The sequence below is a fragment of the Citricoccus sp. NPDC055426 genome (assembly GCF_040677445.1).
GTDB lineage: Bacteria > Actinomycetota > Actinomycetes > Actinomycetales > Micrococcaceae > Citricoccus.
On record NZ_JBFARZ010000001.1, the window covers coordinates 1 to 15,254 of the forward strand.

Genomic DNA, 15,254 nt, shown 5'->3' on the forward strand with positions numbered 1-15,254 from the left:
CAGGATCGCCAGCGATCCCTCGTCCAGGTCCGCCTCCTGGCCGGAGGTACGCAGCGCGTTCGTGCCGGACCCCTGCTGCCCGGCGGCCGCCAGGAACCCCCCGAGATTTTTCGGGCCAGTACGAACGCCGGACAAGTGGCCTCAGGAGTAGACGTGCGGGGACAGCGTCCCGATGAAGTCCAGGTTGCGGTACTTCTCGTCGAAGTCCAGGCCGTAGCCGACCACGAACTCGTTGGGGATGTCCCGGCCCACGTACTTGCAGTCGATCTCGACCTTCATGGCCTCGGGCTTGCGCAGGAACGCACAGATCTCCACGGAGGCGGGGCCGCGGGACTCGAGGTTGGTCTTCAGCCAGGACAGGGTCAGGCCGGAGTCGATGATGTCCTCCACGATCAGCACGTGGCGGCCCATCAGGTCCGCGTCCAGGTCCTTGAGGATCCGCACCACGCCGGAGGACTGGGTGCCGGAACCGTAGGACGATACGGCCATGAAGTCCAGGGTGACGTGGGAGTGCAACGCGCGGGAGAGGTCGGCCATGATCATCACCGCCCCCTTGAGCACCGCCACCAGGAGGACGTCCTTGCCCTCGTAGTCTCGGTCGATCTGCGCTGCGAGGTCCTTGACGGTGTCCTGGATCTGCTCTTTGGTCATGAGCACGTGATCCAGGTCGCCATGCACGTCCTGTGCTTCCATGCGGGCTGCTCCTGCGGGGTGTATTCGCTACGGGAAGACGCCTTCGGCCGGCCCGGTCCGACTCGGACTGAAGGGCCTGACGGCGCTGAAGACCAGTCTCGCATACCCGCCCGGGCCCCGGCGGTGGGAGACGACCCCGCCCGCCAACTCGACCGGGCCCGCCGAGGATCCCCCCGTGGATCGGGTGGCCACCAGGCGGTCCACGGCCAGCACGCGTTCCCGGCTGGGCCGCTCGCCCCCGGCGTCCAGCACGGCGTAGCCGATCACGCGGTACCGGATGGCCTCCGGCAAGGCGGCCAGTTCCCCCAGAGGCAGGGAGACCGGCGCGGGTGAAGAGGCAGGTGGAGCGGCGGGAGAGGAGGACGCGGCGGGGCACGACGACGGCCGGAGACCGGGTGCCTCCCCCGCCTCCCGGAGGCGGTCGAATTCCCGTGCGGCCCAGTCCTCCAGCGCCGCCGCATCCTCGGCCGCGATGTCCGCGCTGCGGGCCAGGGCGGCGGACAGTCCGGGGCCCAGACCGTGGTGCGGGTCCTCGAGGACCGGCAGCACGCGGGTCCGGATCCGCGAGCGCAGATACGCCGGGTCCGCGTTGGTGGGGTCTTCCCACCAGCGCACGCCCGCCCAGGCGCAGATCGACTCGGTGTCCTGCCGCGTGAGGTCCAGCAGGGGGCGCAGCAGCATCCCCCTGCGGCGGGGGATCCCCGCGAGCGAACGGGTGCCGGAGCCTCGGGCCAGGCCCAGGAGCACCTGTTCGGCCTGGTCGTCACGGGTGTGGGCCAGCAGCACGGCGTCGGAGCCCAGCCGGCGTGCCGCGGCCTCCAGCCCGGCGTGGCGTGCGGCGCGGGCCTCAGCCTCGGGCCCCTCCCCGGTGACCGGGACCTCCACCCGCGCCACGGTCACGGGGTCAAGCCCCAGGGCGCGGGCCACGGTGGCCGCGCGGCGCGCCACGGCGTCGGATCCGGGTTGCAGGCCGTGATCCACGATCACGGCACCCACGCCGGCCGCCAGCGTCGGGGCGGCCCGGGTGCGCGCGGCCTCGGCTGCGGCCACGGCCAGTGCCAGGGAGTCGGCCCCGCCCGACAGGGCCACGAGCGGCAGGGTCCGACCCTGGGCGGCGTCGGCGAGCGCGCGGACGGCGCGGTGCAGGGGCTCCGGCCACCGGGTCGGCGGTGGCCAGGTGGAGGGTCCGGCCGGAACTCCAGGCCCGGCCACAGCGGGCGGCGAGGCGTCCTCGGCAGGGCGACCGGCCGGCGTCGTGCCCGGTCCGGGGTTGCTCCCGCCGTCCGGGACCGGGTTCAGTCCCGCCCCCGGATGCGTGCGACCCACTGCTCGGGATGCTGGATCTCCTGCTCGCTCGGCAGGTTCTCCGGGCCCTCCCACACCACGTTGAAGCCGTCCATGCCGAGGTCCCGGACCGCCCGCTTCACGAAGCGCTGGCCCTCCCGGTACTGCTGCATCTTGGCGTCCATGCCCATGAACCGGCGGATCCACCGGTCCAGTGAGGACCGGGTGGAGGTGCGGTGGTCGAAGCGCTGGCGGATGGTCTTGACGGTGGGGACCACCGAGGAGTCGATGGCGTCCATGACCACGTTGGCGTGGCCCTCGAGCAGGGACATCATGGCGTTGACGCGGGCGAGCCGCTCCTTGTCCTCCGGGTCCTGGAAGAGTTCGACGAGTCCCATCGACGCGGGGCGGCCGTCCGTGCCGAGCTCGGCGGAACCGCGGCCCTGTTCCACGGACCCGGGGTCCGCCTCCGGGCCCTTCAACAGCGCGCGGACCCGGGCGGAGAGCCGCTCGGGAAGCGTGTCCGCCTTGTCGAACATGCCGGAGACCAGCTCGGTGAGGTTCGCCTGGAGGTGGTCGCGCAGCCACGGGGCCGCGGCGAACTGCACCCGGTGGGTCTGCTCGTGCAGGCAGACCCACAGCCGGAAGTCCTCCGGGTCCACGTTGAGCTCCACGCGCACCTCGGCGATATTCGGTGCCACCAGCAGCAGCCGGCCGCCCTCCGGGCCGGCGGGGCTGCCGTCCGGTCCGGGCAGGGCGCAGAACGGCTCGTACTGGCCGAGGACCTTCGAGGACAGGAAGGCGAGCACGGCCCCGGCCTCCAGGGCGGTGGCGGTGGTGCCGAACCCGCTGGTGGCGCGTGCATACTCGTCCGGGCGGGCCTGTTGCACGTACTCGAAGGCCGGGGCCAGCAGGGTGGAGAAGGCCTGCACGTTGGCCCGCGTCCAGGTGGGGCGGTCCACCACGAGCACCTCGGAGGCCCGCAGGTCCCGAGCGGCTTCCAGCCGCGTGATCCGGTGGACGTGGTCCACGGAGACCTCAGCCGCGTGGCGCAGCCCGGCGGCCTCGCGTTCGGCCTGGTGCGGGGTGAAGCGGGGACCGGCGGCGCACAGCCGGGCGGCGGTGCCGGCGGCCAGCTCCCAGTCCACGGGCGAGACGGCAGACGTGGCGGGCTTCACGGGGGTTGATTCCATGGTCCCATCCCATCACACGCGGCTGGGCGCACGCAGGGTCGATCTCAGCCGCCGACGGCGGCGGCGCGCTCCAACAGGGACCCCAGCTCGGCTGCCCCGGCTGCGTGGGCGGCCTCGGCCGTGGCCTGCAACTGTGTGGTGGTGGCCAGCCGGCTGAGCTGGGCGGCCGGGTCCGCAGCCGGGGCCGGGCCGGCCTCCGGCCGGCGGGACCGGGAGCTGTGCGTGGCCAGGACGGGCTCGGAGGCCTGGACCTCGTCGAGGACCCGTTGCAGGTCCGTCTCGTCCTGGCGTTCCTCGAGCATGACGAACCGCTCGTAGACCGCCGGGTTGCCGATCTTGATGCGCTGGGCGTTGATGAGCTGGGAGAGCATCGGAGCGGACAGGCCCAACACGCGGGCCAGGGAGCGCTGACTCAGCCGGTAGGCCGCCATGAGGTCGCCGAAGCGTTCGGCCAGGGGGATCCCGTAGATGGCCCGTTGTCTGGCCAGGCGCTGATCGGTCTCCGGCGAAGGCATGGGAATCACTCTAGCCGATTATTTGCTAAGGCAAAGGCTGCCCGCGGGTCCCGACGCAGCCACCGCGGCCGGCCGCGTCTCCACCGGTGACGTCTCCACCGGCACCTCTACCGGCGGCCCTACCGGCACCCGCACCCGGCCAGCACCACGGCGGCCCGGTCCACGGCGAAGCGGGCGTCGTCCAACACGCCCGGCTGGCCGTTGGCGATGAAGCTGAACAGCAGGGTCCGGCCGTCCTCCGTCTGCACGGTCCCGGTCAACGAGGCCACCGAGCTGAGGGTGCCCGTCTTCGCCCGGACCGCGTCCTCGGCGGCGGTGCCGACCATCCGGTCCGACAGGGTCCCCTCCTTCCCGGCTGCCGGCAGCCCGGTGACGGCCGCCTGCAGGTCCGGGTGCGTGCTCGCGACCTGCAGGGCATCGGTCAGCTGTGCGGCGGAGACGCGGTTGGCTCCGGAGAGCCCGGAGGCGTCCACGAGGTCCAGGCCCCCCGTGTCCACGCCGAGGCCCGCCAGGGTGTCCTCGATCGCCTGGGACGCGCCCGCGAAGCTGCCCGGTTCACCGGCGGCCAGGGCGAGGTTGCGGCCCGTGGCCTCGGCCACCTGGTTGTCCGAGGTCTGCAGCATGTACGTCATCTGCTCGGCCAGCGGGGCGGACTCCACCTCGGCCAGCACCGTGCCGCGGCCCTTCAGCGCGTCACGGACCACCTCCGTCTCCACGGTGAGGTCCAGCCCGAGGGCCTCAACCCGCGCGGTGAGCTCGCGGCGGAACACCTCGGCCGCGTAGAGCGCCGGGTCGTGCAGCCGGTCGGTGTGCCGGCTGGGGTAGGCACGGCCGCCGTACGTGGCGATCGGCTGCACGGTGGAGGCGTTGCCGGAGGTGACGATGTCACTGCTCCAGTCCGGGGACTCGCCCGGTCCCTCGTAGCCGGAATCGTCCACCCCGATGACCACCATGCCGGTGGCGCCCCGGTCCTTGAGGGCCTGCGCGGTCTGCCCGGCGAGGGTCCCCAGCCCCGCCCGACCGTTGGCGTCCTCTGCATTCTCCCCGGTGCCCAGCAGCACGTCCCCGCCGGCATCGAGCACGACGGCGGCGCTCTCGTCCTGCAGGGGCCGGATCACCGCCGCGGTGGTGTAGCGGTGGTCCGGGCCGAGCGCCTGAAGGGCGGCGACCGCGGTCAGGATCTTGACCGCGGAGGCCGGCACCACAGGCTGGTCCGGGCCCTCGGCGTAGAGCAGCTCGCCCGTGAGGGCGTCCCGCACGGCGGCGGACATGGTGCCGCTGTGCAGGGCCAGCGCCTCGTCCAGCAGCGGGTCCAGCGCCTCGGGGTCCGGCCTGGGGACCAGCAGGGGCGAGAGGTCCGGGAAGTCCACGAACTCCGCCAGGGCAGCGGCCGCGGAGACGTCCGCGAGCGGTTCGGCCGTGCTGCTCGGGGAGGCCGGGGAGTTGGAGGCCGCCGGGGACTGGACGGCGGGCTGGGAGCCGCCGGCCGGCGTCGTGCCCGGGGTGCTCACGGTGGCGGGTGCCCCGGAGGCCGCCGGGACGGGGATCACGGTGCATCCGGCCAGCCCGACCGCGGCCATGACTGACAGCGCTGCCGCCAGCAGTCCCGCCACCGCGTTGCGGGCGGGCCGGCGCGGGGCAGGGCATGGGTTCACGATGGGACTTTCCTGATCGGGCGCGGGATACCCTAGATTCTAGACGCCGTGCCCTGCAGCGCCATCCGGCGCGGCGAGAACTGAAGCCCACCGTGAAGCAGCGCCGAGGAGCACCTCCCATGATCCATGACGTCACCATCGAGATCCCCGCCGGATCCCGCGTCAAGTACGAGTTCGACCACGAGTCCGGCCGCCTGCGCCTGGACCGCATCCTCTTCACCTCCATGCAGTACCCCGCCCACTACGGGTACTTCGAGGACACGCTCGGCGAGGACGAGGATCCGCTGGACGCCATGGTGTTCCTGCCCGGCTTCGACCTGGTGCCCGGCGTGATCGTGGAGGCCCGTCCGATCGGCGTGTTCAACATGACCGATGACGGCGGCGGCGACGCCAAGCTGCTGTGCGTCCCGGCGGACAAGCGCTTCGACCACATCCAGGAGCTCGAGGACATCGACGAGTGGCTGAAGAAGGAGATCGAGCACTTCTTCACCCGCTACAAGGACCTGGAGCCCGGCAAGTGGGTCAAGGCCGAGGGCTGGGAGGGCCGGGCGGCCGCCGAGGCCGAGCTGGAGGCCTCCATCAAGCGCTTCGACGCGGTCGGCGAGGAGACGCCGGAGGACGAGCCGCAGGGCCGCGACGTGGACACCGACCAGGAGGATCCGGCGGCCTCGGGTTCCCCGCAGGGCCGGGATTCCTGACGCCTCCCGTGCCGGCGGGATCGGGGCCATGCCCAGCTACGTCCTGACGATCAACCAGCGTGATTCGCGGGAGGTCGGGGACCTCGTCGGCGAGCTGCTGCGCTCCCTGCGGCCCGTGGACACCGTGGTGCCCTTCCAGCGCTCCGTCGGTGACGAGGCCATCGGGATCGTCCCGGATGCCCGCTCCGCCGTGGACGCGGCCCTGATCGCCCTGCGGCATCGTCGCTGGAACGTGGGGATCGGCGTCGGGGCCCTGGGGCCGGCGGCCCCGGATGGCTCGGCTGGCGGTGGCGGAGGCGCCCTGCCGGACACCCAGGACCTGCGCGACGTCGGCGGGCCGGGTCTGGTCTATGCGCGGCGGGCCGTGGAGGACGCCGCCAAGGCCGGGGTGCGGGTGCCGGTGGCCGTGGACGGTCCCGATGGGCAGCTGGCTGAGGAGGCCCAGTCCGTGCTGCGGCTGATCGGACAGCTGGTGCTGACCCGCACGGACGCCGAATGGGCCGTGCTGGACCTGATGGTGCCCGGGGTGCGCGGCCAGCAGAAGCCGGTGGCGGCGGAGCTGGGGATCACGGTGCAGGCCGTGTCCAAGGCGGTGCAGCGCTCGTTCTGGAACGAGGAGCACGCCTGCCGGCCCGCCGCCGAGCGGCTGCTGGCGCTGGTGGACGCGGTGGAACTGCCCCGCTGACCCCGGCCGCGTCCCCGACCCACCGCCTCCATCGCTTTGAGGGCGATCCCCACCGGTGGGGATTGCCCTCAAAGTCAGGAGATCAGCGAGCGCAGGACGGTGGCCGCGCCGTGCTCGTTGACGTGGCCGGTGACCTCGTCGGCCACCTTGACGACCTCCGGCGGGGCCTGTCCCATGGCGACCCCGCGGCCGGCCCACGCCAGCATCTCGATGTCGTTGCGGCCGTCCCCGACCGCCACCGTGTGGTCGATGTGGACGCCGAGGTGGTCCCGCAGGGCCTCCAGGCCCGAGGCCTTGGAGACGCCGGCGGCCGCGATGTCCAGCCAGGCGGACCAGCCCACCGAGTAGGTCACGCCCTGCAGGCCGATGGACTCGACCGCCTCACCGAACTCCTCGGCGGAGGAGTCCGTGGAGAAGACGACCAGGCGGGTCGCGCTGGCGGCCATCATCTCCTCGAAGGTGACGCCCTCTGCCTGGACGCCGAAGCTCATGTCCTGGAAGCGCTCGGTGGAGAGGAACCGTCCGCGGTCGTCCTCCACGGCGTACTTGGCGCTGGGCAGCCGGTGGCGCAGGGCCCGTAGCGCGGGGCCCGGGTCGAAGGTCCGGCGGTCCACCACCTCGTAGCCGTCCTCCAGATCCGTGGAGAGACGCAGGGTGACGCCGCCGTTGCTGCAGATGCTGTAGCCCTGCTCCTGCCCGATCAGCTTGAGGATCGGCAGGGTGGCCCCCAGCGAGCGGCCGGTGGCGATCATCACGTGGTGGCCCGCCTCCACCACGGCTCGGGCGGCTTCCCGAACCTCGTCGTCCATGTGGCCGTCATGGTCCACGAGGGTTCCGTCCACGTCCAGGCAGACCATCTTGCGGACCCCGTCGCCGTTCGGCCGGGCGCCGGAGGAGGTCATGTCCGAGGTGGGCCGGTAGGAGGCCCGGAGGGAACCGGTGATCGGGTTCCGGTCTTCGGTGCCGGCGTCCTGTGAGTTGAGCATGTCTCCAGTCAAGCAGACGGCGCCGATACCCAGTAGTCAGAGGACCGGCAGGACCTCGAGTCCGCCCAGGTAGGGCTGCAGGGCCCTCGGCACGTTCACGGAGCCGTCCGGGTTCTGGTGGTTCTCCAGGATGGCCACGAGCCAGCGGGTCGTCGCCAGGGTGCCGTTGAGAGTCGCGGCCATCCGGGTGCCGCCCTTCGAGCCGTCCTGGTTCACGAGGCGCTCCCGGATGTTGAGCCGACGGGACTGGAACGTGGTGCAGTTCGAGGTGGAGGTCAGTTCCCGGTAGGTCTCCTGGGTGGGGACCCAGGCCTCGCAGTCGAACTTGCGGGCGGCGCTCATGCCGAGGTCGCCGGCCGCGGTGTCGATCACGCGGTAGGGCAGCTCCACCTTCGCGAGCATCTGCTCCTCCCAGTCCAGCAGGCGGGCGTGCTCCTCGGACGCCTGTTCCACGGTGGTGTAGACGAACATCTCCAGCTTGTTGAACTGGTGCACCCGGATGATGCCCCGGGTGTCCTTGCCCGCGGAGCCGGCCTCGCGCCGGTAGCAGGTGGACCAGCCGGCATAGCGGATGGGCTCCTCGCCGAACTCGAGGATCTCGTCCGCGTGATAGCCCGCGATGGCCACCTCGGAGGTGCCGACCAGGTACAGGTCATCCCGCTCGAGCTTGTAGATCTCGTCGTCATGTTCCACGTCGAAGCCGGTGCCCTGCATGGTCTCCGGCCGCACCAGCGTGGGGGTCATCATGGGGGTGAAGCCGTTCTGCAGGGCCAGGTCCAGGCCCATCTGCATGATCGCCAGCTCGAGGCGGGCCCCCACGCCCTTGAGGAAGTAGAACCGGGAGCCGGAGACCTTGGCCCCGCGCTCCATGTCGATGGCGCCGATCAGCTCGCCGATCTCCAAGTGGTCGCGCGGAGTGAAGCCGTCCGCCGAGAAGTCGCGGGCGGTGCCGACCGTCTTGACGGTGGTGAAGTCGTCCTCGCCGCCGGCCGGCACCCCGTCCTCGATGAGGTTCGGGAACCGTCGCTGGAGGGACTCCATGCGGGACTTCGCCTCGGCCGCGGTGGACTCGGCGGCCTTGACGTCGGCGGCGAGCTCCTTGACCTCCGCCAGCAGCTGCTGCTTCTCATCACCCTGTGCGGCGGCCACCTTCTTGCCGAAGGCCTTCTGCTGCGCGCGCAGCTCCTCGAAGGAGGTGATCGAGGCACGGCGTTCCGCGTCGGCGGACACGATCTGGTCCACCAGGGACTCGTCCGCCCCGCGGGCGCGCTGCGAGGCCGTGTAGAGGTCTGGATTCTCGATGAGGTGCTTGACGTCGATCACGGGGTCCAGCCTAGCGTCGAGCACTCCTCCGTGCCGTCACCACCGGCCCGTAGACTGCCGCCATGCCCCTTGACATGACCCTGGCCATCGTCGCACTCGTCCTGGTGGTGGCCGCCCTGGCCTTCGCCACCGGCTTGTGGACCGGCCACCGGCGCCTGCGCAGCCGCATGGACCACCTGGACGGGCGGGTGACCAACCTGCACGGCAACGTACGCACCCTGCCGGAGCGCATGGCCGCGCTCACGGGGCAGCTCCAGGCCCTGGACGGTCAGGTCAGTGAGATCGCGGACGCTCCCCTGGTCGCCCGCGCCATGGACCACCCCCGGCGCATCGCCCTGGTGTTGAACCCGTCCAAGTCCGGGGCCGCCGCCATCCGTGCCCAGGCCGCGGCCGCCGTCGCCGAAGCCGGACTGCCCGAGCTGGCCGTCTACGAGACCACCGTCCAGGACCCGGGTGCGCAGATGGCGCGGGATGCGATCGCGGACGGGGCCGACGTCGTGATCGCCGCCGGCGGGGACGGCACGGTGCGGTTCGTGGCCGAGGAACTCGCGGGCACGGACGTGACCCTGGCGATCGTGCCGATGGGCACCGGCAACCTGCTGGCGCGGAACCTCAAGGTCCCCCTGGACGATCACCGGGCCTGCATCAACACGGCGATCCACGGCGCCACGCGGGAGATCGACACCGTCACCATCAAGCTCGAGGGCACCAACGGCCAGGTCACCAAGAACACCTCACTCGTGATCGCGGGGGCCGGCATCGACGCCGACGTGATGGGGGACACCCGGGACGACCTCAAGGCCAAGGCCGGCTGGCTCGCCTACGGCGAGGCCGGGATGCGTCACCTGCCCGGCCAGCGCAAGGAGATCTCCGTGTCCCTCGACGGCGGCGCCCCCCAGAGGCGCAAGGTCCGCTCCGTCATGGTCGCCAATTGCGGCGAGCTGACCGCCGGCATGGACTTCGTCCCGGATGCCCGGTTCGACGACGGCCTGCTGGACGTGGTCCTACTCTCCCCCCGCCACGTGGGCGACTGGGTGCGGATCGCGGCGAAGACGGTGACGAAGTCCAAGCACAGGATCCCCGTCATGGAGACCCATCAGGCCACCCGCTGCCGGGTGGTGCTGCACGAACCGATGACCGCCCAGCTCGACGGGGACGCCATCATGGAGGTCAAGGCGATCGACGCCCGCGTCAAGCCGGATTCGCTGCGGGTGCAGATCCCGGCCACGGACGTGCCGGACTCCGCGGCGGCCCCGGCCATGAGGCCGGAGTCCGCCCCGGAGGCCACGGGCTGAACGGGGCGCGGGTCCGCGTGTGACCGAGCGGCTCAGTGTCCTTGTGGATAACTGCCGTGACTCTTACCGCCCCAGCAGCCCCGCCACCCACTCCTGCCCCGCGCGGTAGGCGGCGTCCTTGGTATGGGAGGGCACGGTGTACTTCAGCTTGTCCGCGCGCGGGTAGGAGCCCAGGAACCGGATGCCCGGGATCAACCGGTACAGGGCGGCGAGCGCGGCCTTGACCCGCTCCTCGGCCACATGCCCTTCGAAGTCGATCGAGAAGAAGTAGCTGCCCAGCCCGGCCCCCGTGGGCCGGGACTCGATCCGCGAGAGGTTGATCCCGCGGGTGGCGAACTGGTCCAGGATGTCCATCAGCGCGCCGGGGTGGTCCTCCGGCAGGGGCACGACGACGGTGGTCTTGTCCGAGCCCGTCGGCGCCGGGACGGGGCCCGGGCGGGAGACGAGGACGAACCGGGTCACGGCCCCGGCGGTGTCCTCGATGGCGGAGGCCAGCACAGGCAGGCCGGTCTGGGCGGCCACCAGGGGCGCGCAGACGGCCGCGTCGAAGGTCGTGGCCTCGTCCAGCAGGCCGCGTGCCGCCTCGGCGGTGGACCCGGCGGGCAGGAACTCGGCCTGCGGGAGGTTTGCGGCGGCCCAGTTGCGGACCTGCGCCCAGCCGTGCGTGTGGGTGGACACGGTCCGGATGTCCGCCAGTTCCATGTCCCGCCGGCCCAGCAGCACGAAGCTGATCGGCACCAGGATCTCGCGCTGGATCTGCAGGTCGTCGTCCGCCGCGATGTCGTCCAGGGTGGCGGTGACCCCGCCCTCCACGGAGTTCTCGATCGGGACCACCGCGAAGTCGGCCTCGCCGCGGCGCACCTGCGCCAGGGCGGTGATCACCGAGCCCACGGGGACCCGCTCGGCCTCCTCCGCGCCCGGGACCTGGCGCAGCGCGGCCTCGGTGAAGGTGCCCTCGGGGCCGAGGTAGACAAAACGAGACCGCAGACCTTGCGCACCCTGCGCACCCGGGGTGACCGGGCCGGCGTCGGGCCCGTCTGCCGGAACCGTACCGATCACTTGACGGTCGGCTCGGCGCCGCCGTCCGCCTCCATGGGCCGGCCGGACTCGAGCCAGGCCCCGGAGCCACCGGCGATGTTGATGGCGGAGTACCCACGGGCGACCATGAAGTCGGTGGCCCGGCTGGACCGGCCGCCGGTCCGGCAGATCACGTAGTAGTCGGTGTCCGGGTCCAGCTCCTCGATCCGCTCGGGCAGCTCGCCCAGCGGGATGTGCAGGGCCCCGGCGGCGCGGCCGAGGACCCATTCGTCGTCCTCCCGCACGTCGAGGATGTTGGCGTTCTCGGGGACATCGCCCGCACTGACGGTTTCGAACATGCTCATGGGGCCAGCCTAATAGGCTGAAGGGGTGGAGAACTTTCTCGGAGAGCTCGGCACGGTCGGTTATTGGGTGGGATCCACCCTCGGCGCCCTGGTCGGGCTGGTCATCCTCGTGGCGATGGCCTGGCTCATCGCCACCACGGTGCGCCGGGTCCTCGGCGTGCCGGTCGGCTGGTTCCGCTCGCTCCTGGTGGCCTTCATCATGGTGCTGAGCACCCAGGTGGTGATGGACGCGGTCATCCACCAGATCAGCGGGACCTCGGGTGCACTCTCGGACGTGTCCATCCCGGCCGCGCTCGTGCTGATCATCATCGCCCTGCTGTGGATCTTCGGCCTCGGCACCGCCCTGTTGATGGTGCTGGAGATGGTGCTGCCCACCGGCACCCTGCCGAATCCCCTCCTGTGGATGGCGGGGATGCGCAAGACCTGGTCCCGCAACCGCCGCTACCGCCAGGTGGTCGCCACCTTCATCCGCCACGGGCTGGGCGCGAACCTGCGGGGCTTCGGACGGCGCGGGGAGGCCGATGAGCGCGCCCGGGGCAGCACGGCCACGGCCCTGCGCCGCGCCCTGGAGGATTCCGGGATCACCTTCGTCAAGCTCGGCCAGAACCTCTCCGCCCGCTCCGACCTGTTGCCTGCCTCCTTCGTCCGGGAGCTCTCCCACCTCCAGTCGGACGTGGCCGCCGAACCCTGGGAGTCCATCCGCCACGCCCTCGCCACCTCCCTGGGCTGCGACCCGCTGGACGTCTTCGACTCGGTGGAGACGACCCCGCTGGCCGCCGCCTCCGTGGCGCAGGTCCACCGGGCCCGCCTGCAGGACGGCACCGCGGTGGTCCTGAAGGTCCAACGTCCCGGCGCGGTGGAGGAGGTCATGCGCGACTCGGACATCGTGGTCCGCATCTGCCGCTGGCTGCAGAACAACACCACGTGGGGCCGCTCCCTCCGGATCCTCGAGCTGGGCCGGGGCTTCACCAAGTCCCTCGAGGAGGAACTGGACTACACCGTGGAGGCCGCCAACATGCAGGACATGGCGGCGGCCGTCACGGACCAGAACATCACCGTGCCCACCGTCTACCCGGAGTTCTCCTCCACCCGGCTGCTGGTCATGGACTTCCTGCCGGGCGCCTCGCTGGGCCGGGCGCAACCGCAGCTGCAGGCGCTGTCCCCCGCCGTCCGCCGCCGGCTGGCCCAGGACCTGACCAACTCGGTGATGCGCCAGATCATGGACGACGGCATCTTCCACGCCGACCTGCACCCCGGCAACGTGATGCTGCTGGGCGAAGGCCCGGAGACGCGGCTGGGCCTGCTGGACTTCGGGGCGGTCGGACGGCTGGACCCCCGCTCCCAGCAGCAGCTGGTGATGATCTTCGCCGCCATCGACCGCAACGACACCCGGCTGCTCAGTGACTCCCTCATCGAGCTGCTCGGGCGACCGGAGGACCTAGACGAGCGCCGACTGGAACGCGAGGTGGGCGAGCTGCTGGTGCGCTACCGGGGCGGGATGCGCGGCGGTTCGGCCTCCCGGCTCTTCGGCTCCCTGATGGGCCTGATCCTGGGGCACCGCTTCGAGGTACCCCAGGCCGTGGCCGCCGCCATGCGCTCCCTCGGCGGCATGGAGGGCACCCTCGGGCTGATCGATCCGGACCTCGAGCTCGTCAACGCCGCACGGGAGATCGGGGCGGACCTGCTCAAGCACCGGTTCTCGCCGGGATCGCTCAAGGAGTCGGCCACCACGGCGCTGCTCGAGGCCCTGCCGATCGTGTCCCAGCTGCCGCGGCGCGTGAACCGGATCGCGGACGACCTGCAGGGTGGCCGGATCTCGATCAACATGCGGCTGCTCGCCCATGACAACGACCGCCGCTACGTCACCTGGCTGTTCCAGCAGGTGGTGGTGTCCATCCTGGCCGGCTTCTGCGTGCTCGGCGGGATCGTCCTGCTCGTCTTCGGCGAGGACGGCCCGGCCATGACGAGCTACATGAGCTGGTACACCGCCATGGGGTACATCGTGTTGTTCGCCGGCTTCGTGCTGTCCCTGCGGACCGTGGCCCTGGTGATGCAGTGGCCGGACGCCGCCGGGGCCCGGCGGTAGCCGCGCCCGTTCCAGGAGCCCCCCTCGTTACAGTGGAGGCCATGACCTTTCAGGACGCTGACGCCGAACGGCCCGATCTGGCCCGTCTGACGGCACTGCAATTGCGCGACGCCCTCGCGGCCGGGCAGGTCTCGGCCGTTGCCGTCACACGGCACTTCCTGGCCGTGACCGCCCGGCGCAACCCGGAGCTGGGCGCGTTCCTCTCCGTGGCCCCGGAGTCAGCCCTGCAGCGGGCGGGGGAACTGGACGACCGCTTCGCCGAGAGCGGGCCCACCGGCGCGCTGCACGGGATGCCGCTGGCCTTCAAAGACCTGGTGGACGTGGCCGGGATGCGCACCACCTTCGGTTCTCGGGTCGCCGCCGAGGCCCCTCCGGCCGAGGAAGACGACCAGCTGGTCTACACGGTGCACTCCAACGGCGCCCTGTCCACGGGCAAGACCACGGTCCCCGAGTTCGGCCTGCCCTGCCACTCGGAGAACCTGATCTCCGCACCCGCGCGCAACCCCCTGGACCCCACGCGCACGGCGGGCGGGTCCACGGGGGGCGGCGCGGCCGCCGTCGCGTCCGGGATGCTTCCCTTCGCCCCCGGGTCCGACGGCGGCGGGTCCGTCCGCATCCCCGCGGCGGCCTGCGGGCTGGTCGGCTTGAAACCGGGCCGCGGCACCGTCCCCACGGATCTGCAGGAGGACTCGGTGCGCAACCTCACGGTGTCCGGTCCGCTGGCCCGCACGGCGGCCGACGCGGCGTTGTTGTACGACGCCATGCTGGGTGGCCCCGGCGGCGAGGGCCGCAGCCTGGCCCGTGCCCTGGAGGCGGAGCCGGGGCAACTGCGGATCGGGTATTCCACCGCGTCCCCGTTCTCCCCGGACCTGGAGATCACCCTGGCCCGGCCCGCCGTGGATGCCCTGACGGCCGCGGCCGCCGCCCTGGGCCGGGACGGCCACGAGGTGGTCGAGGCCGATCTCGCCTTCGCCCCCGGGTACCACGCGGACTTCCGGACCGTCTGGACCTCGGCGCTGACCAGGGTGCCGCTGCCCGAGGGGGCCGAGGGCCTGCTGGGGCCCCTCTCCACCCATTTCCTGGAACTGGCCCGGGGCTATTCCGCGTCCTTCCTCTCCGAGTCGGTGGAGCGGCTGACGGACTGGGCGGCCGACGCCCGCCGACAGCTGGCCGCGCACGACGTGGTACTGACCCCGATGCTGGCCTTCGCCCCACCGGCCATCGGCGCGTTCACGTCGCTGCCGCCCGCCGAGGACTACGAGTTCCAGTGCCGTTTCACCCCGTACACGTCCATGATCAACGTGATGGGGCTGCCGGCGGTCTCCGTTCCCGTGCTGCGGGACGCCGAGGGGCTGAACTGGTCCGTCCAGGCCGTCGGCCGGCCCGGGACCGAGAGCCAGCTGCTGGCACTGGCGGCCCGGCTGGAGCAGTTGCTGGCCCCCTGAGGCCTGCCGCCCCC

Annotated in this window: 14 protein-coding genes; 5 read left to right on the forward strand and 9 right to left on the reverse strand. The window is 71.9% G+C overall.

Annotated features, from left to right (window positions below; translation table 11 throughout):
• Nucleotides 1-141: 141 nt before the first annotated feature.
• The 5 genes from hpt to dacB all read right to left on the reverse strand — a co-directional run bounded on the left by hpt (nucleotide 142) and on the right by dacB (nucleotide 5,340).
• Nucleotides 142-693 (reverse strand): hypoxanthine phosphoribosyltransferase, encoded by a 552-nt coding sequence (gene hpt / locus AB0K08_RS00005; RefSeq protein ID WP_363350379.1) that lies wholly within the window; start codon nucleotides 691-693, stop codon nucleotides 142-144.
• A 27-nt stretch (nucleotides 694-720) separates the two neighbouring features.
• Nucleotides 721-2,019 (reverse strand): tRNA lysidine(34) synthetase TilS, encoded by a 1,299-nt coding sequence (tilS, locus tag AB0K08_RS00010; RefSeq protein ID WP_363350381.1) that lies wholly within the window; start codon nucleotides 2,017-2,019, stop codon nucleotides 721-723.
• Nucleotides 1,989-3,170: a zinc-dependent metalloprotease gene (locus AB0K08_RS00015; protein WP_363350383.1), complete on the reverse strand. Its 1,182-nt coding sequence runs from the start codon at nucleotides 3,168-3,170 to the stop codon at nucleotides 1,989-1,991. The genes tilS and AB0K08_RS00015 overlap by 31 nt, the downstream gene beginning before the upstream one ends.
• A 44-nt stretch (nucleotides 3,171-3,214) precedes the next feature.
• Nucleotides 3,215-3,685, reverse strand: a complete 471-nt coding sequence (locus AB0K08_RS00020) for a DNA-binding protein (protein WP_363350385.1) — start codon at nucleotides 3,683-3,685, stop codon at nucleotides 3,215-3,217.
• Between the two features lie 119 nt (nucleotides 3,686-3,804).
• Nucleotides 3,805-5,340, reverse strand: coding sequence for a D-alanyl-D-alanine carboxypeptidase/D-alanyl-D-alanine-endopeptidase (dacB, locus tag AB0K08_RS00025; protein ID WP_363350387.1), 1,536 nt, complete (start codon nucleotides 5,338-5,340; stop codon nucleotides 3,805-3,807).
• 119 nt (nucleotides 5,341-5,459) lie between these two features.
• Between dacB and AB0K08_RS00030 the strand changes: the two genes are divergently transcribed.
• Nucleotides 5,460-6,038 (forward strand): inorganic diphosphatase, encoded by a 579-nt coding sequence (locus AB0K08_RS00030; RefSeq protein WP_363350389.1) that lies wholly within the window; start codon nucleotides 5,460-5,462, stop codon nucleotides 6,036-6,038.
• Between the two features lie 28 nt (nucleotides 6,039-6,066).
• Complete coding sequence (locus tag AB0K08_RS00035) at nucleotides 6,067-6,723, forward strand: hypothetical protein (protein WP_363350391.1); 657 nt, start codon at nucleotides 6,067-6,069, stop codon at nucleotides 6,721-6,723.
• A gap of 74 nt (nucleotides 6,724-6,797) precedes the next feature.
• Here the strand turns inward: AB0K08_RS00035 and AB0K08_RS00040 are convergent, their stop codons facing one another.
• On the reverse strand, nucleotides 6,798-7,625 hold the full coding sequence (locus AB0K08_RS00040; RefSeq protein ID WP_363351804.1) for an HAD family hydrolase: 828 nt from the start codon (nucleotides 7,623-7,625) through the stop codon (nucleotides 6,798-6,800).
• Between the two features lie 120 nt (nucleotides 7,626-7,745).
• The gene (gene serS / locus AB0K08_RS00045) at nucleotides 7,746-9,032 is read right to left on the reverse strand and encodes a serine--tRNA ligase (RefSeq protein ID WP_363350393.1); all 1,287 of its coding nucleotides are present in this window, start codon (nucleotides 9,030-9,032) and stop codon (nucleotides 7,746-7,748) included.
• Nucleotides 9,033-9,094: 62 nt separating this feature from the next.
• On the opposite strand from serS, the gene AB0K08_RS00050 reads away from it, so the two are divergent.
• Complete coding sequence (locus AB0K08_RS00050) at nucleotides 9,095-10,327, forward strand: diacylglycerol kinase family protein (protein ID WP_363350395.1); 1,233 nt, start codon at nucleotides 9,095-9,097, stop codon at nucleotides 10,325-10,327.
• Nucleotides 10,328-10,390: 63 nt separating this feature from the next.
• On the opposite strand, the gene pheA is transcribed toward AB0K08_RS00050, so the two are convergent.
• Nucleotides 10,391-11,314, reverse strand: coding sequence for a prephenate dehydratase (gene pheA / locus AB0K08_RS00055; RefSeq protein ID WP_363351806.1), 924 nt, complete (start codon nucleotides 11,312-11,314; stop codon nucleotides 10,391-10,393).
• Nucleotides 11,315-11,382: 68 nt separating this feature from the next.
• Nucleotides 11,383-11,709, reverse strand: coding sequence for a rhodanese-like domain-containing protein (locus AB0K08_RS00060; RefSeq protein ID WP_363350397.1), 327 nt, complete (start codon nucleotides 11,707-11,709; stop codon nucleotides 11,383-11,385).
• Between the two features lie 25 nt (nucleotides 11,710-11,734).
• Between AB0K08_RS00060 and AB0K08_RS00065 the strand changes: the two genes are divergently transcribed.
• Nucleotides 11,735-13,795 (forward strand): AarF/UbiB family protein, encoded by a 2,061-nt coding sequence (locus AB0K08_RS00065; protein WP_363350399.1) that lies wholly within the window; start codon nucleotides 11,735-11,737, stop codon nucleotides 13,793-13,795.
• Between the two features lie 41 nt (nucleotides 13,796-13,836).
• Nucleotides 13,837-15,240 carry an amidase gene (locus tag AB0K08_RS00070; protein WP_363350401.1) on the forward strand — a complete coding sequence of 468 codons (1,404 nt, stop codon included), beginning with the start codon at nucleotides 13,837-13,839 and terminating at the stop codon, nucleotides 15,238-15,240.
• Nucleotides 15,241-15,254 lie beyond the last annotated feature (14 nt).